This window comes from Halomonas sp. DP5Y7-2 (assembly GCF_019802025.1).
Classification (GTDB): Bacteria; Pseudomonadota; Gammaproteobacteria; order Pseudomonadales; family Halomonadaceae; genus Halomonas; species Halomonas litopenaei_A.
Window position 1 is genome coordinate 172,742 of sequence record NZ_JAHVHY010000009.1, and the last position, 26,722, is coordinate 199,463.

At 62.5% G+C, this 26,722-nt stretch carries 26 protein-coding genes and 1 tRNA gene; 22 read left to right on the top strand and 5 right to left on the bottom strand.

Annotation, left to right across the window (positions count from 1 at the left end; all coding sequences use genetic code 11):
• Positions 1–123: 123 nt before the first annotated feature.
• Positions 124–200: transfer RNA gene (locus tag KUW18_RS17805), tRNA-Pro, on the bottom strand.
• A gap of 145 nt (positions 201–345) precedes the next feature.
• Complete coding sequence (gene ispB / locus KUW18_RS17810; RefSeq protein ID WP_206944006.1) at positions 346–1,344, bottom strand: octaprenyl diphosphate synthase; 999 nt, start codon at positions 1,342–1,344, stop codon at positions 346–348.
• Between the two features lie 286 nt (positions 1,345–1,630).
• On the opposite strand from ispB, the gene rplU reads away from it, so the two are divergent.
• The 16 genes from rplU (at position 1,631) to KUW18_RS17890 (ending at position 16,443) form a co-directional block, all read left to right on the top strand.
• Positions 1,631–1,942, top strand: coding sequence for a 50S ribosomal protein L21 (rplU, locus tag KUW18_RS17815; RefSeq protein WP_206944005.1), 312 nt, complete (start codon positions 1,631–1,633; stop codon positions 1,940–1,942).
• Between the two features lie 62 nt (positions 1,943–2,004).
• Positions 2,005–2,262, top strand: coding sequence for a 50S ribosomal protein L27 (rpmA, locus tag KUW18_RS17820; RefSeq protein ID WP_097790539.1), 258 nt, complete (start codon positions 2,005–2,007; stop codon positions 2,260–2,262).
• 126 nt (positions 2,263–2,388) lie between these two features.
• Positions 2,389–3,579, top strand: a complete 1,191-nt coding sequence (gene cgtA / locus KUW18_RS17825) for an Obg family GTPase CgtA (RefSeq protein WP_206944004.1) — start codon at positions 2,389–2,391, stop codon at positions 3,577–3,579.
• A 57-nt stretch (positions 3,580–3,636) separates the two neighbouring features.
• Positions 3,637–4,776, top strand: a complete 1,140-nt coding sequence (gene proB / locus KUW18_RS17830) for a glutamate 5-kinase (protein ID WP_222562024.1) — start codon at positions 3,637–3,639, stop codon at positions 4,774–4,776.
• A 256-nt stretch (positions 4,777–5,032) separates the two neighbouring features.
• Positions 5,033–5,299 carry a 30S ribosomal protein S20 gene (rpsT, locus tag KUW18_RS17835; protein WP_206944002.1) on the top strand — a complete coding sequence of 89 codons (267 nt, stop codon included), beginning with the start codon at positions 5,033–5,035 and terminating at the stop codon, positions 5,297–5,299.
• Positions 5,300–5,632: 333 nt separating this feature from the next.
• Positions 5,633–7,156, top strand: a complete 1,524-nt coding sequence (murJ, locus tag KUW18_RS17840; RefSeq protein ID WP_206944236.1) for a murein biosynthesis integral membrane protein MurJ — start codon at positions 5,633–5,635, stop codon at positions 7,154–7,156.
• 89 nt (positions 7,157–7,245) lie between these two features.
• Positions 7,246–8,298, top strand: coding sequence for a bifunctional riboflavin kinase/FAD synthetase (gene ribF / locus KUW18_RS17845; RefSeq protein ID WP_222562025.1), 1,053 nt, complete (start codon positions 7,246–7,248; stop codon positions 8,296–8,298).
• A 10-nt stretch (positions 8,299–8,308) separates the two neighbouring features.
• Positions 8,309–11,155, top strand: a complete 2,847-nt coding sequence (gene ileS / locus KUW18_RS17850) for an isoleucine--tRNA ligase (RefSeq protein WP_222562026.1) — start codon at positions 8,309–8,311, stop codon at positions 11,153–11,155.
• A gap of 37 nt (positions 11,156–11,192) precedes the next feature.
• Positions 11,193–11,699 (top strand): signal peptidase II, encoded by a 507-nt coding sequence (gene lspA, locus KUW18_RS17855; RefSeq protein ID WP_224852145.1) that lies wholly within the window; start codon positions 11,193–11,195, stop codon positions 11,697–11,699.
• Positions 11,700–11,762: 63 nt separating this feature from the next.
• Positions 11,763–12,209 carry an FKBP-type peptidyl-prolyl cis-trans isomerase gene (gene fkpB / locus KUW18_RS17860; RefSeq protein WP_206943994.1) on the top strand — a complete coding sequence of 149 codons (447 nt, stop codon included), beginning with the start codon at positions 11,763–11,765 and terminating at the stop codon, positions 12,207–12,209.
• A gap of 126 nt (positions 12,210–12,335) precedes the next feature.
• Positions 12,336–13,289, top strand: a complete 954-nt coding sequence (gene ispH / locus KUW18_RS17865; RefSeq protein ID WP_206943993.1) for a 4-hydroxy-3-methylbut-2-enyl diphosphate reductase — start codon at positions 12,336–12,338, stop codon at positions 13,287–13,289.
• 234 nt (positions 13,290–13,523) lie between these two features.
• Positions 13,524–14,027, top strand: coding sequence for a type IV pilin protein (locus KUW18_RS17870; RefSeq protein ID WP_206943992.1), 504 nt, complete (start codon positions 13,524–13,526; stop codon positions 14,025–14,027).
• The gene (locus tag KUW18_RS17875; protein WP_222562027.1) at positions 14,014–14,526 is read left to right on the top strand and encodes a prepilin-type N-terminal cleavage/methylation domain-containing protein; all 513 of its coding nucleotides are present in this window, start codon (positions 14,014–14,016) and stop codon (positions 14,524–14,526) included. Before KUW18_RS17870 ends, KUW18_RS17875 begins: the two co-directional genes overlap by 14 nt.
• Positions 14,523–14,942 carry a type IV pilus modification protein PilV gene (gene pilV / locus KUW18_RS17880; RefSeq protein ID WP_222562028.1) on the top strand — a complete coding sequence of 140 codons (420 nt, stop codon included), beginning with the start codon at positions 14,523–14,525 and terminating at the stop codon, positions 14,940–14,942. Before KUW18_RS17875 ends, pilV begins: the two co-directional genes overlap by 4 nt.
• The gene (locus KUW18_RS17885; RefSeq protein WP_222483735.1) at positions 14,939–15,421 is read left to right on the top strand and encodes a PilW family protein; all 483 of its coding nucleotides are present in this window, start codon (positions 14,939–14,941) and stop codon (positions 15,419–15,421) included. The genes pilV and KUW18_RS17885 overlap by 4 nt, the downstream gene beginning before the upstream one ends.
• Complete coding sequence (locus tag KUW18_RS17890; protein WP_222562029.1) at positions 15,418–16,443, top strand: PilX N-terminal domain-containing pilus assembly protein; 1,026 nt, start codon at positions 15,418–15,420, stop codon at positions 16,441–16,443. Before KUW18_RS17885 ends, KUW18_RS17890 begins: the two co-directional genes overlap by 4 nt.
• On the opposite strand, the gene KUW18_RS17895 is transcribed toward KUW18_RS17890, so the two are convergent.
• The gene (locus tag KUW18_RS17895) at positions 16,440–16,979 is read right to left on the bottom strand and encodes a GspH/FimT family pseudopilin (RefSeq protein ID WP_222239146.1); all 540 of its coding nucleotides are present in this window, start codon (positions 16,977–16,979) and stop codon (positions 16,440–16,442) included. The genes KUW18_RS17890 and KUW18_RS17895 overlap by 4 nt on opposite strands.
• A 181-nt stretch (positions 16,980–17,160) precedes the next feature.
• Here KUW18_RS17895 and thiO point away from each other — a divergent pair, with 181 nt between their 5' ends.
• The gene (gene thiO / locus KUW18_RS17900; RefSeq protein WP_222562030.1) at positions 17,161–18,258 is read left to right on the top strand and encodes a glycine oxidase ThiO; all 1,098 of its coding nucleotides are present in this window, start codon (positions 17,161–17,163) and stop codon (positions 18,256–18,258) included.
• A gap of 18 nt (positions 18,259–18,276) precedes the next feature.
• Here thiO and KUW18_RS17905 read toward each other — a convergent pair whose 3' ends face one another.
• Positions 18,277–18,543 carry a PP0621 family protein gene (locus KUW18_RS17905; RefSeq protein ID WP_222483729.1) on the bottom strand — a complete coding sequence of 89 codons (267 nt, stop codon included), beginning with the start codon at positions 18,541–18,543 and terminating at the stop codon, positions 18,277–18,279.
• A 110-nt stretch (positions 18,544–18,653) separates the two neighbouring features.
• Here KUW18_RS17905 and KUW18_RS17910 point away from each other — a divergent pair, with 110 nt between their 5' ends.
• From KUW18_RS17910 to KUW18_RS17920, 3 genes are all read left to right on the top strand, one after another.
• Positions 18,654–20,285, top strand: a complete 1,632-nt coding sequence (locus tag KUW18_RS17910; protein WP_222562031.1) for an NAD+ synthase — start codon at positions 18,654–18,656, stop codon at positions 20,283–20,285.
• Between the two features lie 167 nt (positions 20,286–20,452).
• Positions 20,453–21,781, top strand: coding sequence for an ABC transporter substrate-binding protein (locus KUW18_RS17915; protein ID WP_222562032.1), 1,329 nt, complete (start codon positions 20,453–20,455; stop codon positions 21,779–21,781).
• Between the two features lie 104 nt (positions 21,782–21,885).
• Positions 21,886–23,649 carry a purine-cytosine permease family protein gene (locus tag KUW18_RS17920; RefSeq protein ID WP_206943979.1) on the top strand — a complete coding sequence of 588 codons (1,764 nt, stop codon included), beginning with the start codon at positions 21,886–21,888 and terminating at the stop codon, positions 23,647–23,649.
• A 156-nt stretch (positions 23,650–23,805) separates the two neighbouring features.
• Here the strand turns inward: KUW18_RS17920 and KUW18_RS17925 are convergent, their stop codons facing one another.
• Positions 23,806–24,624, bottom strand: coding sequence for an outer membrane protein assembly factor BamD (locus KUW18_RS17925; RefSeq protein WP_206943977.1), 819 nt, complete (start codon positions 24,622–24,624; stop codon positions 23,806–23,808).
• Between the two features lie 173 nt (positions 24,625–24,797).
• Between KUW18_RS17925 and rluD the strand changes: the two genes are divergently transcribed.
• Together rluD and pgeF are read left to right on the top strand one after the other, a co-directional pair.
• Positions 24,798–25,757: a 23S rRNA pseudouridine(1911/1915/1917) synthase RluD gene (gene rluD, locus KUW18_RS17930; RefSeq protein ID WP_222239137.1), complete on the top strand. Its 960-nt coding sequence runs from the start codon at positions 24,798–24,800 to the stop codon at positions 25,755–25,757.
• Entirely contained in the window at positions 25,754–26,509 is a 756-nt protein-coding gene (gene pgeF, locus KUW18_RS17935; RefSeq protein WP_206943974.1) for a peptidoglycan editing factor PgeF, read from the top strand. Before rluD ends, pgeF begins: the two co-directional genes overlap by 4 nt.
• Positions 26,510–26,722: the final 213 nt, after the last annotated feature.

The window sequence follows — 26,722 nt, forward strand, 5'->3', positions numbered from 1 at the left end:
CAGGTGGGGTCGAAAAGATCCGCGGTCTATTGAGGCCGCTTATGCGCCAGCTCGACATGGGGTATCAGAAACGAAAAAGGCTCCTGCGAAATGTTCGCAGGAGCCTTTTTCTGTGAAATTCTTTGGTCGGAGTAGCAGGATTCGAACCTACGACCTCTGCCTCCCGAAGGCAGCGCTCTACCAAGCTGAGCTATACTCCGACGCGTGAGGTGTGCCCCTCAACGGATGCGTAGTATACGGATCCTTGTGATTGATGCAACTCTTGCGAGCCCGATTCGGTACTTTTTTCCAGCTTGCCCGACACTTGGGGGCACTTTGCCTGTTGCCTATCAGGCCTGGTGATTGTCAGGTCTTGCGCTCTACCGCCAGGCGGGCCAGCTCGGCCATGCTGTCACGGTAGGGAGAGGGCGGCAGCTGGTCGAGTTCTGTCAGCGCCTTCGAGACCATCTCTTCCGCTTTCTGGCGAGTGTAATCCAGGGCCCCGGTAGCGGTAACGATGGACAGCACCTCATCGAGATGGTCGAGTCCGCCCTTGCGGATGGCGCGACGTATGATGCGGGTCTGTTCCGGCGTGCCGGCGGCCATGGCCTGAATCAGTGGCAGGGTCGGCTTGCCTTCCGCCAGGTCGTCACCGACATTCTTGCCCATGGCCTTGGCGTCGCCTTCGTAGTCGAGCAGGTCGTCAATAAGCTGGAATGCCAGGCCGAGATAGCGCCCGTAGTTCGCCAGCGCCTGTTCCTGCTGCTCATCGGCGCCGGCGAGGATGGCGCCGCTATGGGAGGCAGCCTCGAACAGCATGGCTGTCTTGCCAAGAATGGTGTCGAAGTAGGCCGCTTCGTCGGTGTCCGGATTGCCCACGTTGGTGAGCTGCTGGACCTCGCCTTCGGCGATGGTGCAGGTGGCGGCGGACAGCACTTCCATGATCCGCATCGAGCCGACGTCGACCATCATCTGGAACGAACGCGAGTAGAGGAAGTCACCCACCAGCACCGATGGCGCATTACCCCAGGCGTCGTTGGCGGTGGCCTTGCCGCGGCGCATGTGTGACTCATCGACGACGTCATCATGGAGCAGCGTCGAGGTATGCATGAACTCGATCAGCGTGGCCAGGGTAATGTGACGCTCGCCCTGGTAGTTCAGCGCCCTTGCCGCCAGCAGCACCAGCAGCGGGCGCAGACGTTTGCCCCCGCTTTCGATGATGTATTGCCCAATGGTTTCGACCAGCGGGATGCGGGAGGCAAGCTGGTCCAGGATGGTCTGGTTGACGGCGGCGAAGTCGTCGGCGACCACCGCATGAATCGGCGAAGGAGCTGCAGATGAAGGCGTGGTGGCGTTGACAGGCATGAAGGCGGCTTCGGCTTATAGAGATGGGAGGCCAGGGGCCAGGTTGCCGGTCATGCTATGGGCCCCCTATGGGGCCGTCAAGACGATAAGCACCCTGGCAGGGCCCGTGAAGAGGTTTTTGCCGGCAATGTGGCTTGACGGCAGTCGCCGGGTTGTGTTGTCGCGCGGGCATCGTTATAATTCGCGGCCCACTCATCCATGCTCCCTGTCAGATGGCTGCCAAAAGGGGCGCCACTCGAAGCAGGTCGATCAAGAGCCAACCCCGATGAGTATCTGGAGAAACAGCATGTACGCAGTGATCAAAAGCGGTGGCAAGCAGTACCGCGTTCAGGAAGGCCAGACTCTCAAGCTCGAGAAGCTGGAAATTCCGACTGGCGATACCGTCGAATTCGACGAAGTCCTGCTGGTTGGTAATGACGACGACGTCACCGTCGGTGCCCCGCTGGTAGCCGGCGCCAAGGTGAGCGCTGAGATCGTTTCCCACGGCCGTGGCGAAAAGGTCACCATCATCAAGTTCCGTCGTCGTAAGCACCACATGAAGCGTCAGGGCCACCGTCAGTGGTTCACTGAAGTTAAAATCACCGGAATTTCTGCCTAAGAACGCCTCGCCTCACGGCGAATGCGTAGCGGACTATTCCCTCAACGAGCGAGGACTTTGCAATGGCTCATAAGAAGGCAGCCGGCTCCACACGTAACGGTCGCGACAGTGAAAGCAAACGCCTTGGCGTCAAGCTGTTCGGCGGCCAGGCAGTGACCCCGGGCAACATCATCGTGCGTCAGCGTGGCACCAAGTTCCACGCCGGCACCGGTGTTGGCATCGGCAAGGATCACACTCTCTTCGCACTGGACGAAGGTGTGGTCAAGTTCGAGACCAAGGGTCCGAAGAACCGTAAGTTCGTGAGCGTTGTCTCTGCCTGAGACCGCCCCGAGCGCCATGGGTAGGCAGCGGCCGTGAAGTTCGTCTGCTGTCAGGCCCCGGAAGGCCCCGCCAAGCGCGGGGCCTTCTTGTATCATGGTGGAAAGCTTCCGCCAGGAGAGTGACAGATGCAGTTCGTCGATGAAGCCTCGATCATCGTGGAGGCGGGCAACGGGGGTAACGGTTGTCTCAGCTTCCGTCGTGAGAAGTACGTGCCCAAGGGCGGCCCGGATGGTGGAGATGGCGGTCATGGTGGGTGTGTTTACCTGATTGGTGACGACGCCCTCAATACGCTGATCGACTTCAAGTACCAGCGCTTCTACAAGGCGCAGAACGGGCAGCCCGGGCAGGGCCGTCAGATGAGTGGCAAGGCTGGCGAGGATCTCCACGTGAAGGTCCCGGTGGGAACCACCGTCATTGATGAAGATACCCTTGAGGTGATCGCTGACGTGACGGAGGTCGGCCAGGTCGTGCAGGTGGCCCAGGGTGGTCGTCGCGGGCTTGGTAACATCCACTTCAAGTCGTCTACCAATCGCGCGCCGCGTCGGACCACGCCTGGTACAGAGGGTGAGCGCCGCAACTTGCGCCTGGAAATGAAGGTGATGGCCGATGTCGGGCTGTTGGGGCTGCCCAATGCCGGCAAGTCGACGCTGATTCGCTCCGTCTCAGCGGCCAAGCCCAAGGTGGCCAACTACCCGTTTACCACCCTTGTGCCCAACCTTGGCGTGGTCAAGCTGGGGATGCACGAGCACTTTGTCATGGCGGACGTGCCCGGGCTGATTGAGGGTGCCTCCGACGGCGCCGGCCTGGGACTGCGCTTTCTCAAGCACCTGACCCGTACCCGGCTGCTCTTCCATGTGGTGGATGTGGCACCCTTTGATGAGTCTGATCCGGTGGATGCTGCGGCCGCCATCATGCATGAGCTTGGGCAGTTTTCACCGACGCTGGCGGAGCGTCCGCGCTGGCTGGTGCTCAACAAGCTGGATCTGCTGCCGGAAGACGAGCGTGAGTCGGTGGCGGCAGAGATCGTGCGTCGGCTTGACTGGCAGGGGCCGGTCTTCCGTATCTCGGCCATCTCCAATGATGGCACCGATGCGCTGGTGCAGGCGGCTCATCGCTGGTTGACCGAACAGCGCACCCTCGAGAACGAGGATGAAGAGGCCATGGAGCGCGAGCAGGACATGCGCCAGCGGATGGAAGATGAAGCCGTGGCGCGCACCGAGGCTCGTCTCGGGCGGCGTCGCAAGCACGTTGATGACGACGACGATGATGATCTGGACGACGATGATCACGACGTCGAGGTCGAATACGTTCAATAGGGCTGCCGGGCTGTCAGCAGCAAGCGCGGTCGGTAGCGTGAACAGGTCGAGGAAAGGATGCACAGCGTAGAGCAGGTTCCGGGGCGAGACGCCCTGAGCAGCGCGCGGAGGGTGGTGGTCAAGATCGGCAGCGCGCTGTTGACCAACGATGGCCGTGGTCTCGATGACGACGCCATTGGTGGCTGGGTGGACCAGATTGCCGCCCTGGCGTCCCGCGGGGTCGAAGTGGTCCTGGTGTCTTCGGGGGCGGTGGCCGCCGGCATGGTGCGCCTGGGGTGGGCATCTCGCCCGTCGTCAGTTCATCAGCTCCAGGCGGCGGCGGCCGTAGGGCAGAATGTGCTGACGGAAACCTATGAAAGCCATTTTGGCCGTCATGAGCTGCTCACCGCGCAGATCCTGCTGACCCACGATGACCTGTCCAATCGCAAGCGCTACCTGAATGCGCGATCCGCCCTCAGGACGTTGGTCGACCTCAAGGTTGTCCCCGTGATCAACGAGAACGATACGGTGGTGACCGACGAAATTCGTTTCGGTGACAATGACACCTTGGGCGCGTTGGTGGCGAACTTGCTGGAGGCGGACGCGCTGGTGATCCTGACCGACCAGGAAGGCCTGTTCGATGCGGACCCCCGCCATGACCCGGATGCCAACCTGATTCAGGAAGGCCGTGCCGATGATCCGCGGCTTGCAGCGGTGGCTGGCGGCGGCGGTGCGCTTGGGCGCGGGGGCATGACGACCAAGGTGCGCGCCGCCAGGCTGGCTGCCCGCTCGGGCGCGGTCACGGTCATCGCCAGCGGTCGCCAGCCGCGGGTGCTGGAGCGTCTCGCGGATGGCGAGCGTCTCGGTACTCTGCTGACTCCCGATCGTGCTCCCATGGCCGCTCGCAAGCGCTGGCTCGCCGGTCAGCTGCAGGTGCGTGGCACCTTGACGCTGGACAGCGGGGCAGTGCGCGTCCTGCGCGACAAGGGGTCGTCGTTGCTGCCTGTGGGCGTAAAAGGCGTTCAAGGCAGGTTTGCCCGCGGTGACATGGTGCTTTGTGTAGATGAGCAGGGAGAGCGTGTTGCCAAGGGGTTGATCAATTACCACGTGGATGACGCGAGCAAGATCCTTGGGCAGCCCAGCGGACGCATCTGCGAGCTACTGGGCTACATGGAGGCGCCCGAGTTGATTCACCGCGACAACCTGGTGGTGTTTTGACAAGGCCACATCCTGTACCCGCCTTGTCAGGGGCGTCTGGCAACACGTGCCGAAAAGCTGGCACCCCGGGGCTTGACATGATAGGATGCGCCATCCTCTCAGACACGGCCCGTAACGATTGCCTTGCAACATAGGTTGCTATGGCGGTCGGCCAGATGGCCAGGCCGACGGGGATTTTTTATTTTCCCCTGTTGGATCAAAATGTTATCAAGTCATCGTATGACGGTGACGACAACTTTCTCCAAGGAGACAGTCAGTGGCTAACAGCAAGCAAGCCCGTAAGCGCGCCCGTCAGGCAGAAACTCGTCGTGTCCTGAAGGCAGGCCAGCGCAGCATGGTCCGCACTTACGTCAAGCGCGTGATCAAGGCAATCAACTCTGGCGATCACGCCCAGGCAATGGACGCCTTCAAGGCAGCCCAGCCGGTCATCGACCGCATTGCCGACAAGGACACGCTGTCCAAGAAGAAGGCCGCTCGTATCAAGAGCCGTCTGAACAAGCGCATTAAGGCACTGGCTGCGTAAGCCGGTACTGCGCTCTCAGTGTGACGCGGCGAGCCCGAGTCATGCTGACGAAAAACCGGCTTCGGCCGGTTTTTTTGTGTCTGCTGATTGGCTCTGGCCACCACCGCCAGGGTGGCTTCCATGACGATGGTCCTGCAACGATGGTCCCGACACAAAGGGTCCTGCGATAAAGGGTGAGATGACGTGAGTGACGAGCGTCGACAGCCACAGGCGAGCAATGATCGCCCTGAGCACGAGGCGAGCGATCTGAGCCGCTCGCTGGAACAAGGCAATGGAACTCCTGCTGGCGCGGCGGAGGATGGCGCTGCGCGTCCCCCCGCGCGACGTGGCTTGATGCGCTCTGGCCTGGTGGTCAGCAGCATGACCATGGTGTCGAGAGTGCTGGGGTTGGTGCGTGACGTGGTGATTGCCACGTTGCTGGGGGCTGGGCAAGGTGCTGACGCCTTCTTCGTGGCGTTCAAGATCCCCAACTTCATGCGCCGGCTGTTTGCCGAGGGCGCCTTCAATCAGGCCTTCGTGCCTGTGCTGTCCGAGTATTCGACCACCCGCACCCGCGATGAGGTGCGTGAGCTGCTCAACGCCGTGTGTGGCAGCCTGGCTGCGGTGCTGGCACTGATCACCGCGCTGGCGATCGTGGCGGCACCCTGGCTGACCTGGCTGTTTGCCCCCGGCTTTGCTCGCGATCCCGAAAAGCTGGCGCTGACGGCTGATATGCTCAGGCTGACCTTTCCCTATCTGCTGTTGATTTCGCTCACCGCATTCGCAGGGAGTGTGCTCAACACCTGGAATCGGTTTGCCGTGCCCGCCTTCACCCCGGTACTGCTCAACCTGTCGCTGATCGGAGCTGCCCTGCTGCTGACTCCCTTGATGAGCGAGCCGTCCATGGCGCTGGCCTGGGGCGTGCTGATTGCGGGTGCGGCGCAACTGCTGTTTCAAGTGCCTTTCCTGGTCCGCCTGGGGCTTATGCCACGGCCCTGGCCAAACTTCGCCCATGAAGGCGTGCGCCGCATCCTCAAGCTGATGGCGCCCGCGCTGTTCGGCGTATCGGTATCCCAGATCAACCTGCTGCTGGATACCATCCTGGCGTCGTTGCTGGCGGCCGGCAGTGTATCCTGGCTGTACTACTCGGACCGCTTGGTGGAGCTGCCGCTGGGCGTCTTTGGTGTCGCCATCGGGACGGTCATCCTGCCTGCCCTGTCACGCCGTCATGCGGAAGCGTCCACCGAGCATTTCAGTCAGATGCTGGACTGGGCGCTGCGTGCTGTCCTGCTGCTCGGGCTGCCGGCGGCGCTGGCGCTAGCGCTGCTGGCCGAGCCGCTGCTGATCACGCTCTTCCATTATGGCGCCATGACCGACAATGACATCGTGATGGCGGCGATGAGCCTGCGTGCCTATGCCCTTGGGCTGGTGGCGTTCATGCTGATCAAGGTGCTGGCGCCAGGCTTCTTTGCCCGCCATGACACCAAGACGCCGGTCAAGGTAGGGATCGTCGCCATGGTGGCCAACATGGTCTTCAACCTGATCCTGATCTGGCCACTGGCCCACGCTGGCCTGGCCTTGGCGACCGCGCTGTCGGCTTTCCTGAACGCCGGCATGCTGGCGTGGCTGCTGCGTCGTCAAGGAGTGCTGAACTTTCAGCCTGGCTGGGGGCGTTTTGGGGTGCAGCTGGGGGGCGGCTGCGTCGCCATGGCGGGCGTGCTGATACTGCTGGCGCCTGACTGGCACCAGTGGCTGACCTGGTCGCTTGTCGCGCGGGCGCTGTGGATGCTTGGGCTGGTGGCCGCTGGCGGGGCGACCTATTTTGCCTGGCTTGGGATCACCGGGGTGCGCGTCAGGCACTTCCGGCTCAAGGGCTAGCCCATGGACGTGCAATGGGTTAGCGGGAAGACGTGGCCCCCTGCACTTCGTTATACTCCTCACCCTTTAGGTTCGGTGTGATCCGGCTCATGGAAGTAATCCGAGGCTTGCACAATCTGCGCGAGAGGCACAGAGGCACGGTCGCCACCATCGGCAACTTCGATGGGGTCCACCTGGGTCATCGTGCCATTCTCGACCAGTGTCACGCTGAGGCGGCCAGGCGCGACCTCGCGGTCACTGCGGTGGTGTTCGAACCCCAGCCCAGGGAGTATTTTGCCGGTGACCAGGCGCCACCGCGGCTGACGCGCTTGCGTGACAAGGTAAAGTTGCTGGGCGAGTGCGGTGTTGATCGGGTGCTGTGTCTGCCGTTCAACGAATCGCTGCGCCAGCTGACGGCAGCGCAGTTCATCGACCGGGTGCTGGTCGAGGGCCTGGATGTTCAGCATCTGGTGGTGGGAGACGATTTCCGCTTTGGCTGCGACCGCCGTGGGGATTTCGCCCTGTTGACCGAAGCAGGGAAATGTCAGGGGTTCACGGTAGAACATACCCTGACCTTCCGTGTCGATGATGACAGGGTGTCGAGCACGCGGGTGCGAACCCTGCTGGCCTGCGGCAATTTCAAGGCAGCGGCTCAACTGCTTGGGCGGGCTTACTGCTTTCGCGGGCGGGTGGTGCCTGACCAGCAGCGTGGCCGCACCATCGGTGTCCCGACGGCTAACCTTCCGTTGCTGCCAGGACCGCTGGTGCTGCGAGGTGTCTATGCGGCCATGGTGGAGGTGGAAGGCGATAGCGGCACGCGCTATCCGGCCGTGGTGAACATTGGCTGGCGCCCCACGGTGGGGTCGGTACGCCCTGTGCTCGAGGCACATCTGCTGGACGTTGAGCGTGATCTCTATGGTCGACGGCTGACAGTAGTGCCCTGTGCCAAGCTGCGCGGGGAGGAGACCTTTGCCGACTTTGCCGCGCTGAAGACACAGATTTATGCCGATATCGACCGGGCCCGCGAGGTGTTCGCCCGGTACGACAGCGGTAGACGACCCTTTTCTAAAGAGTATCCTCTGGCGTCGGCGCCCCGTGCGCGCGAGGCCGTAACCCAGGATTCCCCGGCGGGGCAGGGCCCCGCCGATCATGATGACGGCTGACCCCAGGACTATGAGCGACTACAAGCACACTCTGAATCTGCCAGAAACCGAATTCCCGATGCGCGGCATGCTGCCCAAGCGCGAGCCGGCCCGGATTGAACAGTGGCAGAAGCTGGACATTTACCAGCGCTTGCGTGAAGCACGCCAGGGCCAGGAGGTGTTCGTGCTGCACGACGGCCCTCCCTACGCCAATGGCAGCATTCACATCGGTCATGCCGTCAACAAGATTCTCAAGGACATTATCGTCAAGTCGAAGAACCTGGCGGGCTTCGATGCACCCTACGTGCCGGGCTGGGATTGTCACGGCCTGCCCATCGAACACAAGGTCGAGACAACCCACGGCAAGCACCTGGAGCCCGAAAAGGCGCGGGCCCTGTGTCGTGACTACGCCGCCGAGCAGGTCCAGGGCCAGCTTCAGGACTTCGTGCGTCTGGGCGTGGTGGGCGACTGGGACAACCCGTATCGCTCCATGGATTACGCCAATGAGGGCGGTGAGATTCGCGCGCTGGCCGATATGGTCAAGGGCGGCTACGTGTTCAAGGGACTCAAGCCGGTCAACTGGTGCTTCGATTGCGGTTCTGCCCTGGCCGAAGCCGAGGTCGAGTACGCCGACAAGAAGTCCGATGCCATCGATGTGGCCTTCACCTGTGCCGATGCGGACAAGCTCGCCGCCGCGTTCGGCCTGGACAGCCTGACGAAGCCTGCCGCCGTGGTGATCTGGACCACGACGCCCTGGACCATTCCGGCCAACCAGGCGCTCAACGTCCATCCCGAATTCAACTATGCGCTGGTCGACACGGGCGAGCGCCTGCTGCTGTTGGCCGAGGACCTGGTCGAGAGCTGCCTGGAACGCTTCGGTCTCAGCGGTGACGTGGTCGCTACCGCTCGCGGTGAGCGCCTGGAGCTGATCGAGTTCCAGCACCCGCTGTATGAGCGCACCGCGCCGATGTATCTGGCCGACTACGTGACCTGCGATGAAGGCAGCACCGGCATCGTTCACTCGGCACCGGTGCACGGGGTCGATGACTTCGACTCCTGCCGTCGCTACGGCATGGACTTCAGCGACTTCATCAGCGTGGTCAAGGGCGACGGTTGCTATGTCGATGATCTGCCCCTGTTCGGTGGCATGCTGATCTGGAAGGCCAATCCGAAGATCGTCGAGGCCCTGTCCGAGACAGGTGCGTTGATGGCCCACAAGACCATCACTCACAGTTACATGCACTGCTGGCGCCACAAGACGCCGGTCATCTACCGTGCCACCGCCCAGTGGTTCGTCGGTATGGACATTCCGGGGCACGATGGCCGCACCCTGCGCGAGAGTGCACTTGAGGGCATCGAAGCGACCCAGTTCGTGCCGGCCTGGGGCAAGGCTCGCCTGCATAGCATGATTGCCAACCGCCCGGACTGGTGTATCTCCCGCCAGCGTAACTGGGGGGTTCCGATCCCGTTCTTCCTGCACAAGGAGACCGGCGAGCTGCACCCGCGCACGGTAGAGTTGACCGAGCAAGTGGCAGACCTGGTTGATAAGGCCGGCATCGACGCCTGGTTCAGCCTTGATCCGGCAGAGCTGCTTGGCGACGAGGCCGGTCAGTATGACAAGGTCACCGACACGCTGGATGTGTGGTTCGACTCTGGCACTACCCATCGCCATGTACTGCGTGGCTCGCACCCCCATGGGCACCAGAGCGGGCCGCGAGCGGACCTCTACCTCGAGGGCTCCGACCAGCATCGTGGCTGGTTCCACTCATCGCTGTTGACCGGCTGCGCCATCGATGGTCATCCGCCTTATCGCGGTCTCCTGACCCACGGCTTCACCGTTGACGCGCAAGGCCGCAAGATGTCCAAGTCCATGGGCAATGTGGTGGCTCCGCAGGAGGTGATGGACAAGCTGGGGGCCGACATCCTCCGCCTATGGGTGGCGTCTACCGACTACTCAGGCGAGATGGCGGTATCGGACGAGATCTTGAAGCGCACCGCCGACGTCTACCGGCGCATTCGCAATACCGCACGCTTCCTGCTGGCCAACCTCAACGGCTTCAACCCCGAGCGTGATGCGCTGGCCTTCGATGACATGCTGGCATTGGACCAGTGGGTGGTGGACCGCGCGGCCCAGCTGCAGGAGCGCATCGAGACGGCCTATGCCGAGTATCGCTTCCTCGACGTCTATCAGCAGGTGCATGGTTTCTGTGCGCGGGAGCTGGGTGGCTTCTACCTGGATGTGATCAAGGATCGCCAGTACACCACCCAGGCGGACTCCCAGGCCCGTCGCAGCGCCCAGACCGCGCTGTATCACGTGGTTCAGGCGCTGGTGCGCTGGGTCGCGCCGATCCTGTCGTTCACCGCCGAGGAAATCTTCGAGAATATTCCTGGTGAGCAAGGTCTGGAGCAGGGCCGCAGCGTACTGCTGGAGACCTACTACACCGGTCTGTCCACCCTCAGTGGCGACGCCAGCATGGGCCGTGACTTCTGGGAGCAGGTGCTGACCGTCAAGCAAGCGGTCAACAAGTGTCTGGAAGACGCCCGTAACGCCAAGACCATCAAGGGCAGCCTGGCCGCCGAGGTGACGCTGTACGTCAACGATGAACTCAGCGAACTACTGTCGCGGCTGGGCGATGAGCTGCGCTTTGTCATGCTCACCAGCGACGTGCGCCTGGCGCCGCTGGCCGAGGCCAGCGATGCCGCGGATACAGATGTCGAAGGTCTCAAGGTGGCGGTGAGTGCCAGTGACCACGCCAAGTGTGAGCGCTGCTGGCATCATCGTCCTGAGGTAGGCTCGCTGCCCGAGCACCCCGACCTGTGTTCGCGCTGTGTCAGCAACCTGCCCGATGGCTCGGGCGAGGTGCGTTACTATGCCTGATTCGGCCGAGTCGACTGCCAAGGAGGCAAAGGACGCGATGAGTTCTCAGGTGCAACCGATGAAGCAGCCGCTGCGCTGGTGGTGGCTGGCGTTGGTCTGGATCGTGCTCGACCTTGGAACCAAGGCGCTGATGAGCCAGTCCCTGAGCTACGCTACGCCGGTTGAAGTGCTGCCGTTCTTCAACCTGACGTTGCTGCACAACACTGGTGCCGCCTTCAGCTTCCTGGCTGACCACCCAGGCTGGCAGCGCTGGCTGTTTGCCGCCATTGCGGTGGCGGCCACCGTCGGCCTGACCATCTGGATGAAGCGGCTGCGCCAGGATGAAAAGCTGCTGGGAGCTTGCCTGGCGCTGATCATCGGGGGCGCCCTGGGCAACCTTTACGATCGGCTGGTGCATGGCTACGTGGTCGACTTTCTGTCGTTCCATGTGGCGGGCTGGTACTACCCGGCCTTCAACGTGGCCGATATCGGTATTACCCTGGGGGCCATCGGCCTGATCTGGGAGTCCATCTTCGGCGAACGTCGACGCGCCCGGCGCGGCTAACCCCTCCTTTGCCGGCGGGGGCGTTACCGATCCCTGCCGGCCTGTCACTCTTTTGGAGATCCCATGAGCGACTACCGTATCGACGAGGGCATGGAAGTCACTCTGCACTTCACCCTCAAGCTGGAAGATGGCACCGTGGTGGACAGCACCCGCGACAAGAGTCCAGCTACCTTTCAGCTGGGCGACGGCAACCTGCCACCCGGTTTCGAGCAACCGCTGAAGGGCATGACAGATGGCGACAGCGGCAGCTTCGAGGTCAGCCCCGAGCATGCCTTTGGCCAGCACAATCCGCAGAATATTCAGCGTATGAAGCGCGATGTGTTCAACGGCGATGAGCCCGAAGTGGGCACCGTGATGTCGTTTGCCGACGTCAACGGTGACGAGCTTCCCGGTGTCATCACCGAGCTGGATGGAGACATGGTGGAAGTGGACTTCAACCATCCGCTGGCAGGACGCACCCTGACCTTCGAGGTCGAGGTACTGGGCGTCAAACCCGCCACGACGCACTGACAGGCCTGCGTCTCTGGGTGTGTCAGGCGAGGCCCAGCGGGTGAGAGCCTGATCCACCAGCAGTGTATTCATTTGCTAAACCACCGCTCAATCAGACGCCTAGAAGGCGCCAAGGCAAGGCAGACCATGCAAATCAAGTTGGCCAATCCCCGCGGCTTCTGTGCCGGCGTCGACCGGGCCATCGATATCGTCAACAGCGCGCTGGATGTGTTCGGACCGCCGATCTATGTGCGTCATGAAGTGGTCCACAACCGCTTTGTGGTCGATAGCCTGCGTGAGCGCGGCGCGGTCTTCGTCGAAGAGCTGCATGAAGTGCCCGATGATGTCATCGTGATCTTTTCCGCCCATGGTGTATCGCGAGCGGTGCAAGAGGAAGCCGAGCAGCGCGGGTTGAAGGTGTTTGATGCCACCTGCCCATTGGTGACCAAGGTGCATATGGAGGTGCTTCGCTATGCCCGCCGTGGGCAAGAGTGCATCTTGATCGGCCACGAGGGCCACCCTGAAGTGGAAGGGACCATGGGACGTTATGATGTTTCCTATGGTGGCCAGATCTACCTCGTGGAGGATGAGGATGACGTCGCTCGGCTGGAGGTCAAGGATCCCAGTCGGCTCGCCTTCGTCACCCAGACGACCCTCTCCATGGATGACACCGCTCGCGTGATTGACGCCTTGCGTGCGACCTTCCCCGAGATTCAAGGCCCGCGCAAGGACGATATCTGCTACGCCACCCAGAATCGTCAGGATGCGGTGAGGGAACTGGCCGCGGCAACAGATCTGGTGTTGGTGGTGGGTAGTCCGAACAGCTCCAATTCCAATCGACTGCGGGAGCTTTCCGAGCGTGTGGGCACCGCCGCCTACCTTATCGACAATGCCGAGCAAATTGATCCGGCGTGGGTCGACGGCGTGACTTCCGTCGGCGTTACGGCCGGGGCCAGTGCCCCCGAAGTGCTGGTCAAGGGTGTGATCGACCGGCTGATCGAACTGGGAGCCGAAGCGCCCGAGGAACTGGCGGGGCGTGAAGAAACGATTACCTTCTCGATGCCCCGAGAGCTGCGTGACCGGGTTATCGTCAGCGACTAGTCTTCGAGCAAGACCCCTTGCGAGCGTTGAGCTTCACGCCGACAAGAATGCGTCGATAAGAAAGCACCGATACGAAAGCGCCGCCTGTCACAGGGCGGCGTTTTTGCATTCAAGGCTCGGGATGACCAGGATTCTGTGCCTATTCGTTGCTCTGTGACAGATCCTTGATCCAGCGCCTGCCTTTGGCCGTCCCACTGGGACATACTTGGGGCGAAAACGAGCCGGAGATGCCTGATGATGGTAAGACTGCAGCCGCCAGCCAGGCGTGGTGCATGCGTGGGGGATCGCCAAAGGCGCACAGCAGGTAGCCGCCGTTGCGCTGGCTCCCGGCCTTCGTCAGGACGGCAGACGGCAGCAGGGGGGCGGCGAGGCCAGGCGGGCTTTACGCTGCTGGAATTGCTGCTGTGTGTCGCCATCCTGGGCCTGTTGGCATCGGTGGCATACCCGATGTACACCGAACACCTGCGGGAGAGCCGGGTCGCCGATGGCCGCGCGCTGTTGTTGACCGCGGCCTCTTCATTGGAGCGCTGCTACACCCGTGACCAGGCGTATGATGCGCCCGCCTGCGATGGCCTGGCCACGCCCTCGGCGTCAGGTTTCTATCTGCTGACCGTGGAGCGTTATCCGGGTCGCTTCTTTCTTGAGGCCCGGGCGGTGGATGCCCACTCGGTCAAGGGCGGATGCGACAGCCTGACCATGGACCAGACCGGGGAGCGTGCACCGAATGAGTGCTGGTAGTCGCCGCCAGCGAGGGATGACCTTGATGGAGCTGGTCCTGGGCTTGGCGGTGGTCGCGCTGATGGCGACGGTGGCGGTGCCCAATCTGCACCAGTGGTTGCGGCATGAGCGTCTGGTCGCCGATGCCAACCAGCTGGTGGGCGCCTTGACCCTGGCACGGACGACGGCCCTGACTCGCCGTCAGAATGTGACAGTACGAGTGCAGGAATGCAGCGGTCACTGGCGACTGGAGGTGCTGGCAGGCAACAGCGCTGCTGAGGGCTGTCCCGTGTCCGCCAGTCACGGCGAACCAGCGCTGATGATCGAGCAAAGCTCACGTACCGATGGTACGACCCTGACCGCCGGTGACGTCACCTTTGACCTCATGGGGCGGCTTGACCAGTGTCATTTCGAGCCACCATGCCGGCTGTGGCTGAGCTCGCCTGCAGGCGAGCGCCGCTGGATCCGCGTGGAGCCCAGCGGCATCGTACGCTCTGGGGCGGGAGAGCGGGCCGTATGAGTACGCCAGCGAGGCAACGTGGCTTTTCCCTGCTTGAGGCACTGGTGGCCCTGCTGCTGCTGTCAGTTGGCTTGCTGGGTATTGCAGGGCTGCAGCTGCGCAGCCTCCAGGGGGCGCACTCCAGCATTCAGCGGTCTCTCGCCGACCTGGCCGCCCAGGATGCCAGGGAGCTGCTGTGGGCGAGCATGACGGCGCTAGACGGCGAGTGTCCTCCCGATGCTGCGCAAAGCCTTCGCTCACATCAGTGGCACCAGCATTGGGCGCCCTTTCTACCGGGGCTTGCCGACGCCGATCAGTCGATCGAGCCTGCCGAAGACTGCGCCTTCAAGATATCGATTCGCTGGCAGGACGAACGCTTCTCCGATCCCAGCGTGTTCGATTATTGGGTCAAGTTGCCGGCCAGGGATCACCTATGAGCGGGCTGGGGCGCGGGCACCTCGCTATCCGCTTGGGCGCGCAGCGTGGCGTGTCACTGGTCGAGCTGATGGTGGCCATGCTGGTGGGGAGCCTGGTCATCCTTGCCGCGGGGAACCTGTTTCATGAGGCCAATGTCAGCGCCAATACGGTCTTGCGACTCGCCGATCGTCAGGCAGTGATCAGCTATGCGTTGGATACCGTGACCGCCGCGGTGCGGCGCGGGGCGGCTGACGTAGACAGCTACGTGCTCAGGCCTTCGCTCGATGGCGAAGGCTGCACCCTGCACGATGCGCTGAGCGGTGAGCCCCTGGTCGATGGCCTGGCCGATAGCGGTCACTGTGACCAGGATCCCGTGCTGGAGTCGCTTGGTGAGGGGCTCTATCGCATCACGCTGAGCCTGCCTCACAGTCCCGTGCCCTTGTCGTTGCACGTGGTAAATCGCCAGACCGCCATGGCGTCGCTGGAGGGCTCGCCATGAACAGATGTTCGATGTGCGACAGACAGCGTGGGGCGGTGCTTCTGGTGGTGCTGTCGCTGGTGGCCATCGCCTCGGTGATTGCCATGGCAGCGGTCCAGTCCTCCGTGGTCGACGAACGTCTTGCGGGCAATATGCGAGCCATGGCTCAAGCACAGATGGCCGCCGACTGGGGCGCTGCCGAGGTGATGCAAGATCTCGATATGACCCTGTCCGCTACCGAAGAAACCTGCCAGGTGTTGGAGCAGCAGGTGATGGCAGGAGGGTGGGGGCCCTCCTGGCGAGAGGCGGGTGCCCTGCCGAATCAGCCTGGCGTTGGCTACCGGTGGTCCCCTTGCGATCATGAGGGAAGTGCGGCTCGTCTTGTCGTGGGCTACGTCGAGGATGGATCCCATCATCTGGCATTGCACGGTGTCATTATTGCCGCATCGAAAGGGGACGGTGGCGCAAGTCCCGTTCCCGCGCTCCCGGATGGCTGTGACACCGTGTCGGCGGGCCCCTTCGTTAACTATGGTCCGAACGATGTGCAGATGTGCTGGAACACTGCGCCGTCGCCAGGGCAGCCCGCTCCGTCGCTCGATCCGAGACCCTACATGGATGAAGTGTTCGCGGCCTTTGAGGGGGTGCCGTTTGATGCGAGTGGCTGTGCGTATCAGAATCACACCGTGCTGTGTGATAGCGACAGGGGCTTTGACGGCACCATGGACCTGTCCGCCCATGCTGATCTGGATACGGTGATCGTGGATGGAGCGGTGACCATGACGCTGCCTTCCGGCAGCTATGGCTGTGATGTGGTGGCGACGGGGCAGGTCACGCTGAATGGTCAGGGTGGCGTTATCCTGGACGGCAGCGTCTGGGCGAACGGTATTTCCATTCACGGTGATGTGGATAATGCGACGTTCGAGGTGCAAGGGGCGTTGGTGTCGGCGGGGACCGTGATTGTCGATCACAACGTGAGGGTAGAGCCGGAGCTCGGTGGTGGTGAGAGTGCCGATGGTACCCTGTGGCTGAATCGATCCGCCTAGCCTTCGAGGCAGGGCGTCGTTGTGGAGTGAGTCTCGCTGCGCAGGCGGCCGAAATTGCTGAGTACCAGGCGCACATGACGCCGATCGTTTGTGCACAGCTCAAAGGTCCCGTTGTGCCCGCTGGCCCGTCCATTGGCCAAGAACCTGACGGGCTTGTGGTCCTCGCGAAAGCGAATGCGCGGCAGCAGGCTTGGGGGGAACACTCGCAGTGTGGCGCCACCCCAGTTCGGAGCTCCTGCCTTGATCAACAGCTTTCCTGTCCAGTCAGTACCGCAGTGTACGCCATCAGCACTAGGACACAGGGTGACCTGGGAGGCACGCACAATCGCGGTACTGCGGGTCAGCGCCAGGGCGTCCTGTAGCCGTGCAACGTCGCTGGCGATATGCTGGCGAGCGATCATCGCGCGATAGCCCGGCACGGCCACCGCGCTCAGCATGCCGATAATGGCGATGACCAGCAGCAATTCCAGCAGGGTCGCACCCGACTGAGGTCTTTGGAGGCAAGGACGCTGCGCAGCAGATCGGTCGTCGTCCATGGCAATCTCCCTTCGCTGCCGCCAATGCTGGCGAAATGAACGGGCAGACCTCCGTCGCGCCCGGCGTCATGCCCTTGGGGATGACGACAAAGGTGATGATGGCGTTGAAGCGGTGCTGGTCGTGTTGGTGTTGTTCCGAGTGTAGTTCTCGATAGTGGGGTAGACAGGTGGGAGGCGTGTTTTGAGCGAGTTTGTGGTGATCGGCGGTGGCGTGATTGGGCTGATGACGGCCCTGCAGTTGGCAGATGCTGGCTACAGCATCACGGTAATCGACCGCGGGCAATGTGGGAGAGAAGCCTCCTGGGCGGGAGGAGGGATCGTCTCGCCGCTTTACCCATGGCGCTATAGCGACCCTGTTTCCCAGTTGGCGAGCTGGTCCGAGGGCGCCTATCCCGAGCTGTCGCTGCGCCTGCTCGAAGAGACAGGGGTAGATCCAGAATACCGTCAGAAGGGGCTTCTCTACCTGCGTGTCGAAGATGAAACACGCGCCTTGGCGTGGGCCAGGGGAGTCGGCAAGCCGCTGTCTCGGGTAGGGGCGGAGGTGATTCGCGCCAAGGAGCCTCAGGTGCGTCAGGATGTCGAGGACGCCCTGTGGATGCCAACGCTGGGCAGTATTCGCAACCCGCGCTTGATGCGTTCGCTCAAGACGAGGCTTTCAAGCATGCCTGGCGTGACCTTTGCCGAGCAGACGTCGGTCACAGGGCTCAACCGGCAGGGCCAGCGCGTCACCTCGGTAGCCACGGACCAGGGAGACGTCGGCGCTGACCAGGTAGTGATCTGTGCGGGTGCATGGTCCGCCCAGCTGGCCAAGCTGGCGGATCTCAGCCTGCCGGTGCGGCCGGTCAAGGGCCAGATGCTGCTGTTCAAGGCGCCGCCTGGCATGGTGGAGCGGGTGGTGTTGATGGACGGGCGCTACGTGATTCCCCGGGGTGATGGTCGCGTGCTGGCAGGCTCGACGCTGGAGGAAGCCGGGTTCGACAAGGGAGTCGATGAGCAGGCCCGGCAATCACTGTGGCAGTCTGCCACCGGGATCATCCCTGCGCTGGCAAGCTGCGAGGTAGAACATCAGTGGGCGGGGCTGCGCCCGGGGTCGCCCGATGGGGTGCCCTTCATCGGCAGAGCCCCCGGCTGGGACAACCTGCACGTCAATGCCGGGCATTATCGTAATGGCCTGGTGCTGGCTCCGGCGTCTACGCGGCTGCTGGTCGACCAGATGCTGGGACGCCGGCCCATTATCGAGCCCTCCGCCTATGCCCTGGAAGGCCGGCTGGAGCAATGACAGGCTGGCCCCCGAGGCCTAGTCGTCGCTGCCCTTGTCCTCGTGCTCTGCCAGGGACTTGTCACGATGTTCGCCACAGCAGAACCACTGTCCCTGCGCACGCAGGGCGTCCTGTTCCGGCAGATGCACGTTGCACCAGCTGCAGCGGACCATTTTTCCGCCCTGCTGTGTGCTCGGGCCGTGGTCTTGTTGCTCGAGCTTCCATTCGCGGTACATGCGATACAGCTTGAGCCCGGCGAAAAACACCACGGCAAAGATCAGCAGACGGATAATCAATAGGTTCATCCTTACTCCCGGTGGGGAGGCGGCCCTCGATGAGCGGCGGCCTTTGCCACTTGGCGGCCCTTGCGGGACAATGGGTTGACCCTATCGATTTTCGAGAGATTTCTTCGCTCATGCAAGACCTGACTCTGGTGATGGCGCAGCTCGATCCCCTGGTGGGCGACATCCCCGGCAATGCCGACCGGGCGATCGAGACCGTGCGGGAGGCCTACCTCGAGCACGGCGCTGACGTGGTTGTTCTGCCGGAACTTTTTCTGACCGGCTATCCCCCCGAAGACCTCTTGCTGCGCCCCTCCATGGAGACGCGATTGCGTGAAGCTCGCGCACGCATGGCCGCCAAGATGGTGCGCGACGTGATGGTCATCGTTGGCTATCCCGGACGTCGCGAAGGCGCGCTCTACAATATGGCGGGCGTCCTCTACAACGGACAGTGGCTGGATGAATACGCCAAGCAGGCGCTGCCCAACTACCAGGTCTTCGACGAGCAGCGCTACTTTACTGCCGGTACGAGCCCCTTGGTGATCGAGCATAAAGGGGCAAAGCTGGGGGTCCTGATCTGTGAGGACATCTGGCAGGAAGCGCCGATCCAGGCGACTCGTGCTGCCGGTGCTGACATCCTGGTGACGTTGAATGCTTCACCCTATCACCAGAACAAGCCAGCGGAGCGCCTGGCACTGCTCGAGCAGCGCGCACGCGACGCGGGATTGCCGCTGGTGTACGTCAACCAGATCGGCGGCCAGGATGAGCTGGTGTTTGACGGTGGCTCTTGCTGCGTCGACGCCGATGGCAGCCTCGCCGTCCAGGCTCCCCACTGGGACATCTGGCTGAGCCCTGTTCATTTTTCTCACGAAAAGGGTCGCTGGTCACCGCGTCAGGGGGAGGTAGACCTCGACGTGGCGCCAGAAGAAGACCTTTACAGTGCGCTGGTCACCGGGCTGAGAGACTACGTCAACAAGAGCGGTTTCCAGGGGGTGGTACTGGGCCTCTCCGGTGGTATCGATTCGGCGCTGTCGTTGGCCATCGCGGTTGATGCACTGGGGCCTCAGCGGGTGCACGCGGTGATGATGCCGTATCACTACACCGCCGATATCTCCAAGGAAGATGCCGCCGAACAGGCCCGACTTCTCGGCGTCAGCTACGAGGTCATGCCCATCGCGCCCATGGTCGAAGCCTTCATGGACACTCTGGCCGAGAGCTTCGAAGGGACCGAGCGGGATACCACCGAGGAAAACCTGCAGTCACGCTGTCGCGGCGTGCTGTTGATGGCACTGTCGAACAAGAAGGGACTGATGGTCCTGACGACCGGCAACAAGAGTGAAATGGCGGTGGGTTACGCCACTCTCTATGGCGACATGGTGGGGGGCTACAACGCGATCAAGGACGTCTACAAGACGTGGGTGTATCGCCTGGCACGCTGGCGCAACACCGAAAACCTGGTCATCCCCGAGCGCGTGATCGATCGTCCGCCCTCCGCGGAGCTGGCGCCGGACCAGCAGGACAGTGACTCGCTACCTGACTACGACACCCTGGATGCCATTCTGGTGCGCTATATCGAGGGTGACATGAGTGCCGAAGCCATCATCGCGGCAGGGTACAGTGCCGAGGATGTGTACAAGGTGGTCAAGCTGGTGGACCGCTGTGAGTACAAGCGCCGACAGGCACCGGTCGGAGTACGCGTGACCCAGCGCGGATTTGGCCGCGACCGCCGCTATCCCATTGTCAACGGCTGGCAACCTGGCCGCTGATCCTTCTCCCCTCCAGTCGTTACCCGCACGCCCTGCGACGGTCGCTTCGGACCATTGCAGGGCGTTGTTGGTTGTGTGCATAGCTGCACAGTTACGGAGTGTGTATCCGGCGGAGCCTGCTAAGTTTGCTTAATAGGTGTTTGTTAAAGGCAACTTTAGGAGGTGCCATGTTGCTCAGAACCGTGTTGGTAACAGGCAGCCTGACATGCGTGTTAAGCACGGGGGCGGCGCTCGCTGAATCGTCGCCGATCAGTGCCTTGACCATCGCCACGGTGGGCAACCGTGACATGGTCCGCATGCAACAGCTCAGTGAGGGCTTTACCGCCGCGAATTCAGATATCGAGTTGCAGTGGGTGGCGCTGGATGAAAACACTCTGCGTCAGCATGTGACGACGGATATCGCCACTGCGGGGGGGCGCTTTGACATCGTGACCATTGGTACCTACGAGGCAGCGATCTGGGCCGAGCGAGGGTGGCTGCTTCCCCTTGACGACCTGCCAGCCAGCTACCAGGTGGATGATCTACTGCCCACAGTGCGTGAAGCGCTGTCGTTCCAGGGGCAGCTTTATGCTGCTCCATTCTATGCGGAGTCGGCATTTACCCTGTATCGCGAGGATCTTTTCGCCGAAGCCGGGTTGAGCATGGTCGAGTCACCGAGCTGGGAGTTCATCGCCCGGGCTGCCGCTGCGTTGCATGACCCTGATGAGCACTACGGCATTTGCCTCAGGGGCAAGCCGGGCTGGGGCGAAAACATGGCGCTGTTGACGGCGATGGCGAACGCCTATGGTGGCCGCTGGTTCGACATGCAGTGGGTCCCGCAGTTGGCGACGGCCGCCTGGCGTGACGCCCTGGACCAATACCTATCGTTGCTGTGGGAGTATGGCCCACCGAACCCGGAACAACTGGGCTTCAATGACAACCTGGCGCTGTTTCAGCAGGGCAAGTGCGCGATCTGGGTGGATGCTACGGTCGCGGCGTCCGCCGTCACCAACCCACGAGAGTCAATGGTGGCCGATCGGGTGGGGTTTGCACTGGCGCCACAGCAGGGGTTGGGCAAGCGAGCCAACTGGCTGTGGGCATGGGCGCTAGCAATACCGTCGAGCTCCACTAGTAGCGACGCGGCAAAGCGTTTCATCGCCTGGGCCACCTCGGCAGACTTCCAACGTCAGGTCGCCGAGGATGAAGGGTGGGCTCAGGTCCCTCCCGGTACTCGCCGCTCCCTCTATGCCAATCCCCACTATCAGGCCGCAGCGCCATACAGTGACATGGTGCTGGAATCGCTGACAGCCGCAGATCCTGGGAACCCGACGGTGGAGCCAGTGCCGTATCGTGGCATCCAGTACGTGGCGATTGCTGCCTTTCCTGGTATCGCCACGGCGGTAGGCAATCGCTTCGCGAAGGCGCTGGCAGGCGAGATAACGGTCGATGAGGCGCTGGAAAACGCGCAGTGGGTAACCCAGAAGGTGGCCGAGCAGGCCCGCTTTGCCGATCAATGATGCATCGGCTGTGGGCGTCATTTGCCGGCGTGAAGCTAGCGCCAGGCCGCCCACTGCCTCGTGATACCAGGCGTAGTGTCCTGCGCCGGGACAAGGAGATTGCCATGGCTTCATCCGGGTTCAACCCCCATCAGCCGCTGGAGCGCATCGACGATGAGCAGCTGCCGGTGTCGCCTCACAAGCAGCATGGTGCCAGACACTTTCTAGGGCTCTATGCGGCGGAACACGTCGCCGCGACGGAGTTCGTGATAGGCGCCACCTTTGTCGGCCTGGGGGCAGGAATATGGGACATCCTGATCGGCTTGATCATCGGCAATACGTTGGCGGTGTTGAGCTTCACGCTGATTACGGCCCCGATCGCGGTAGGCACGCGATTGAGCCTGTTTGCCTATCTGGAGCGGATCGCCGGTAATGTCATGGCCAAGCTCTACAATGGCGCCAATGTGGTGATCTTCTCGGCCATCTCGGCGGCCATGATCACGGTGTCAGCGACCGCAGTACGCGTGCTGTTCGATGTGCCTCCGCAAGTGGCTCCCTACCCTACGGACGTGGCTTTTGTGCTGATTGCCTTTGCCGTAGGGGCGATCGTGGTGCTGGTGGCAGCGTTTGGCTTCAACGCGCTAAGCGAGTTTGCCAGTATCTGTGCCCCCTGGCTGATGGTCATGTTTACCGCCGGGGGCATGGTGCTGATTCCAGCGCTGGCGGAGTCGGTGACGGGCTTCACGACACTCACCAGTGTCTCTGATTTCATTGCCATTGCCAGTGCCAGCGTGTTCACCGGCGTCAACGCTGAAGGCGAGCCAGGTATCGGTCTCTGGGAGGTCATCGGTTTTGCATGGGCGGCCAACACCTTTGCGCACTTCGGACTGATCGATATGGCGCTTCTGCGTTATGCACGCAAGGTGCGCTACGGTCTGGCCACCTGTACAGGCATGATGTTCGGTCACTACGTTGCCTGGATCTCGGCCGGGCTCATGGGGGCGGCGACCGCGGCTACCATGAAGCTCAGCATCATGGTGGTGGATCCCGGCGATGTGGCTTTCTATGCGCTCGGACTTTCCGGTTTCGTCATCGTGGTCGTGGCGGGGTGGACGACCGCCAATTCGAACTTGTACCGAGCAGGCCTGGCAGCTCAAGCCTTGATGCCTGAGGTCAAGCGCTGGAAAGTGACCATGCTGGTAGGCTTAGGCGTCATGGGGGCGAGCTGTTTCCCGTTCGTCTACCGCAGCATGCTGCCCTTGCTGACCTATGCGGGCCTGATACTGGTGCCCGTAGGCGGGATTGCCTTTGCCGAGTACCAGCTGTTCCCGCGGCTTGGCATGACGTCATACTGGGCCAGCTTCAAGGGGCTGGCAGACAATCGTCCAGCCATTGCCAGTTGGCTTCTTTCGCTGGCCTTTGGTGTGGGACTGAACGTGCTGGATATCATGCCGTTCTACTATCTGTTTCTCCCTACCTGGTGTGTCTCCATCCTGATCTATGTCGTTCTCGCGCGGCGGGCAGGGGCCTGTGAGGCCTATCCAGAGCAGCAGCGCGCGCTGGAAGACTTCCATCAGCGGGTGGCTGAACGCCATGAACGCAAGGCGGCGGAGAAGCATCGCCAGAGGATCGAGGACAAGACCTGGCTGTCCAAGGGCATTGTCGTCATCTGGTGCGGGGTAGGTTTGATCGTGCCCGCCGTCTTGGCCTGGCGAGTCATGTTCGATAGCCCGGATCTCTACGAATACTACGTGAATCGCGAGCTGTTCTACGACGTGACCATCTGGTGCACGCTGGTGTACTTCACGTTCGCCTACTGGGGCCTTCAACGGCGCAAGCGGTTCAAGCGTGGTGGCGTCGCGGCCCACACACCAGAGGCCGCCGGGTAGCGGTCGGTCACGATAGCGGCGCTGTTCCGTAGAGGGTGCTCTGGCCAGAAGAGGGCGCTGGCCAGAGGCTGCGCTGTGACCGCAAGACGTCACCATCAAGAAAAGGGGCTGCGTCAGCAGCCCCTTTTTCCAGCGTAATCCGCGCTTGTATCGTGATCAGGCGCTGAGCGGTGCTTCGTCCACGTACTTGGGTTCGAAGCGGCGACCATCGAGGCGCTCGTTGTCGGGGTCGTTCTCGAGCAGCACCTGCAGGGTCTCGCTGGCGCGATCGCGCATACCCATGCCCAGGTAGCCTTCGACCATGACCGCCAGGGCGTCACGGGTCGCTTCTGCCTGGGGGTAGTTCTCGATGACCCAGCGGCCGCGCTGGACTGCCGCCATGTAAGCCTTCTTGCGCAGATAGAAGTCAGCCACGTGGAGCTCGTGCTGGGCCAGCAGGTTACGCAAATAGATGATGCGTTGACGAGCATCGGGTGCGTACTGGCTGTCGGGGTAGCGGTTGGTCAGGTCAGTGAAATCGGTATAGGCATCTCGGGTGGCCCCAAGGTCACGCTCGGAGATGTCGATGACTTTCAGCGACTCAAGACTGAAGCGACCTGCCTGCCAGGCGGCCAGGCCTCGCATGTAGTAGGCATAGTCGACCTGGGGGTGATTGGGGTGCAGACGAATGAAGCGACTGGCGGCGGCACGAGTGCCCTCCCAATCGTCCGTTTCGTAGTACGTGTAGATCAGCTCAAGCTGGGCCTGCTCGGCATAGTCGCCGAAGGGGAAGCGGGTATCGATCGCCTCCAGGCGGTTCATGGCGGTGGTGAAACTGCCATTTTCCAACGCCTCGCGGCCCTCCTGATAGAGCTGGCGCTCGGTAGCGCCGTCGTAGCGCTCTTCTTCGACGTCGTTGCTGGCGCAGCCGCCGAGCACCGCGCCCATCAACACCAGGGCGCCCAGGCGAGTAGCGGAAATAGTGAAAACGCGCATCTTGGTCCTCGTGTCAAACAACCCGGGTCGGCCGTGGTAGAATCGGCCGCGATCCGCCCACTATAAAGCACCTTGTCCTGAAACGCAGTCCTCCTGCACTTCGGAACACGCTTTGGGCGCAGGCGAACCACTGGTTCCATTGACTTTCATGCCAAGAGACGTCGTCCGCACCTATGTCCCAGACCCTCGATGTTCACCACCGCATTCCCCTTGAGATGGCAGGCTTTCGCCTCGACCAGGCCGCGGCTGAGCTGTTCTCCGACTTTTCCCGGGAGCGCCTCAAGGGCTGGATCAAGGATGGCTCCTTGACCCTGGATGGCGCGACTGCCAGGCCAAAGGACAAGGTGCACGGCGGCGAAAGGCTGTCGTTGACGGCGCATATCGCCGACGATACGCGCTTTGAGGCCGAAGACATCCCACTGGATGTGGTCTACGAGGACGATGATGTACTGGTGGTCAACAAGCCGCCGGGACTGGTGGTTCATCCGGCTGCGGGGAACCCTGACGGCACCCTGCTGAACGCACTGCTGCATCACTTTCCTGATGCCGCGACATTGCCCCGGGCGGGTATCGTGCATCGCCTCGACAAGGACACCAGCGGATTGATGGTGGTGGCCAAGACCCTGGCCGCCCACGCGGACCTGGTGGCGCAGCTGCAGGCCCGCACGGTATCGCGGGAGTACGACGCCATCGTGGTGGGCAAGATGACCTCCGGTGGAACGGTTGATGCCCCGATCGGACGTCATCCCAAGGATCGCAAGCGCCAGGCGGTCACCGCATCGGGCAAGCCGGCGGTGACCCACTATCGGGTCGTCGAGCGCTTCCGCGCCCACAGTCATGTGCGCTGCAAGCTGGAGACCGGCCGTACCCACCAGATTCGGGTGCATATGGCCCACCGGCGTTTTCCGCTGATCGGTGATCCGGTTTACGGCGGTCGACTCAAGCTGCCACCGGGGGCGGGCCAGACATTGAAGGAAATTCTGCGTGAGTTTCCTCGCCAAGCATTGCACGCTCGCCGCTTGGCCTTTGTGCATCCCCGCCATGGCGAGGAGGTCAGTTTCCACGCCGCGCTGCCGGATGACTTGCTGATGCTGCTGGATTATCTGCGCGTTGATGCGGAGACCATGCAATGACAGACGCCCTTGATCTTCGCCCCAGCGTTATCCTGCCAGACTGGCCGGCACCGGCGAATGTGGGCGCCTTTGTCACCACTCGCGAGAGTGGGCCCAGCCAGGGCCCCTATGCCGCTTTCAACACCGCCAGTCATGTAGGCGACAAGCCGGAGCACGTCAGTCTCTGCCGACGCCAGCTGGGCAAGGAAATTGGCGATGAGCGGCCCCTGCTGTGGCTGGACCAGGTCCATGGCGCCAGTGTGCAGCACGGTTGGTGCGATGAGACGCCCAAGGCCGATGCGGCGGTGGCGACGACTCGGGACTATGCCTGTGTGGTAATGACGGCCGACTGCCTGCCGGTCTTTTTCTGCGACCGGAGTGGTGAGCGCGTCGCGGTCGCCCACGCCGGCTGGCGCAGCCTGGCAGGCGGCGTGCTGGAAGCTACTGTCGCCTCGCTGGGGAGCCCCGCCGGCGAACTGCTGGCTTGGCTGGGACCTGCCATCTCGAACGCCCAGTTCGAGGTGGGTCCTGAAGTACGGGAGGCGTTCTGTGGTGTGCACCCTGAAGCCTCCAGTGCGTTTGAGCCCAGCCCGTATCGACTGGGTCACTACATGGCGGATCTTTACCGGCTGGCGAGGTTGCGACTGGAGCGCCTGGGTGTCGCTCACGTCAGTGGAGGGCACTTCTGCACTGCCTGTGAATCCCGTTTCTACTCTCACCGCCGCGATGACGGCGTGACGGGGCGCATGGCCAGCGTCATCTGGCTGCGATAGCCGCAGCGCTATGCTCTCGTCCTACGCCATCGGCGACGGGCGGTGGCGTAGGATCTCCCTGTGGTCCTGTAATCCTGTGGTCCTGTGGACGATGCGCTGTGGCCCGATGAAGGCGGCGCTGCCTGCCAAGGTGTGACGCAGGTAGTGATGTTGGCCGCCGTGCGCTGCTCTGCTTGTTGCACGTCTTTCCCTTCTTTTCGTGTGCTCTCCGCT

Coding starts and splice junctions, on each gene's coding strand:
- KUW18_RS17920 (WP_206943979.1), top strand. CDS start 21,886: ATGGCTTCATCCGGGTTCAACCCCCATCAGCCGCTGGAGCGCATCGAC.
- fkpB (WP_206943994.1), top strand. CDS start 11,763: ATGAGCGACTACCGTATCGACGAGGGCATGGAAGTCACTCTGCACTTC.
- KUW18_RS17895 (WP_222239146.1), bottom strand. CDS start 16,979: ATGGACGACGACCGATCTGCTGCGCAGCGTCCTTGCCTCCAAAGACCT.
- KUW18_RS17910 (WP_222562031.1), top strand. CDS start 18,654: ATGCAAGACCTGACTCTGGTGATGGCGCAGCTCGATCCCCTGGTGGGC.
- KUW18_RS17890 (WP_222562029.1), top strand. CDS start 15,418: ATGAACAGATGTTCGATGTGCGACAGACAGCGTGGGGCGGTGCTTCTG.
- ileS (WP_222562026.1), top strand. CDS start 8,309: ATGAGCGACTACAAGCACACTCTGAATCTGCCAGAAACCGAATTCCCG.
- cgtA (WP_206944004.1), top strand. CDS start 2,389: ATGCAGTTCGTCGATGAAGCCTCGATCATCGTGGAGGCGGGCAACGGG.
- rplU (WP_206944005.1), top strand. CDS start 1,631: ATGTACGCAGTGATCAAAAGCGGTGGCAAGCAGTACCGCGTTCAGGAA.
- murJ (WP_206944236.1), top strand. CDS start 5,633: ATGCGCTCTGGCCTGGTGGTCAGCAGCATGACCATGGTGTCGAGAGTG.
- pgeF (WP_206943974.1), top strand. CDS start 25,754: ATGACAGACGCCCTTGATCTTCGCCCCAGCGTTATCCTGCCAGACTGG.
- ispH (WP_206943993.1), top strand. CDS start 12,336: ATGCAAATCAAGTTGGCCAATCCCCGCGGCTTCTGTGCCGGCGTCGAC.
- lspA (WP_224852145.1), top strand. CDS start 11,193: ATGAGTTCTCAGGTGCAACCGATGAAGCAGCCGCTGCGCTGGTGGTGG.
- ribF (WP_222562025.1), top strand. CDS start 7,246: ATGGAAGTAATCCGAGGCTTGCACAATCTGCGCGAGAGGCACAGAGGC.
- KUW18_RS17875 (WP_222562027.1), top strand. CDS start 14,014: ATGAGTGCTGGTAGTCGCCGCCAGCGAGGGATGACCTTGATGGAGCTG.
- rluD (WP_222239137.1), top strand. CDS start 24,798: ATGTCCCAGACCCTCGATGTTCACCACCGCATTCCCCTTGAGATGGCA.
- ispB (WP_206944006.1), bottom strand. CDS start 1,344: ATGCCTGTCAACGCCACCACGCCTTCATCTGCAGCTCCTTCGCCGATT.
- rpmA (WP_097790539.1), top strand. CDS start 2,005: ATGGCTCATAAGAAGGCAGCCGGCTCCACACGTAACGGTCGCGACAGT.
- KUW18_RS17915 (WP_222562032.1), top strand. CDS start 20,453: ATGTTGCTCAGAACCGTGTTGGTAACAGGCAGCCTGACATGCGTGTTA.
- proB (WP_222562024.1), top strand. CDS start 3,637: ATGCACAGCGTAGAGCAGGTTCCGGGGCGAGACGCCCTGAGCAGCGCG.
- KUW18_RS17905 (WP_222483729.1), bottom strand. CDS start 18,543: ATGAACCTATTGATTATCCGTCTGCTGATCTTTGCCGTGGTGTTTTTC.
- KUW18_RS17870 (WP_206943992.1), top strand. CDS start 13,524: ATGATGGTAAGACTGCAGCCGCCAGCCAGGCGTGGTGCATGCGTGGGG.
- KUW18_RS17925 (WP_206943977.1), bottom strand. CDS start 24,624: ATGCGCGTTTTCACTATTTCCGCTACTCGCCTGGGCGCCCTGGTGTTG.
- KUW18_RS17885 (WP_222483735.1), top strand. CDS start 14,939: ATGAGCGGGCTGGGGCGCGGGCACCTCGCTATCCGCTTGGGCGCGCAG.
- pilV (WP_222562028.1), top strand. CDS start 14,523: ATGAGTACGCCAGCGAGGCAACGTGGCTTTTCCCTGCTTGAGGCACTG.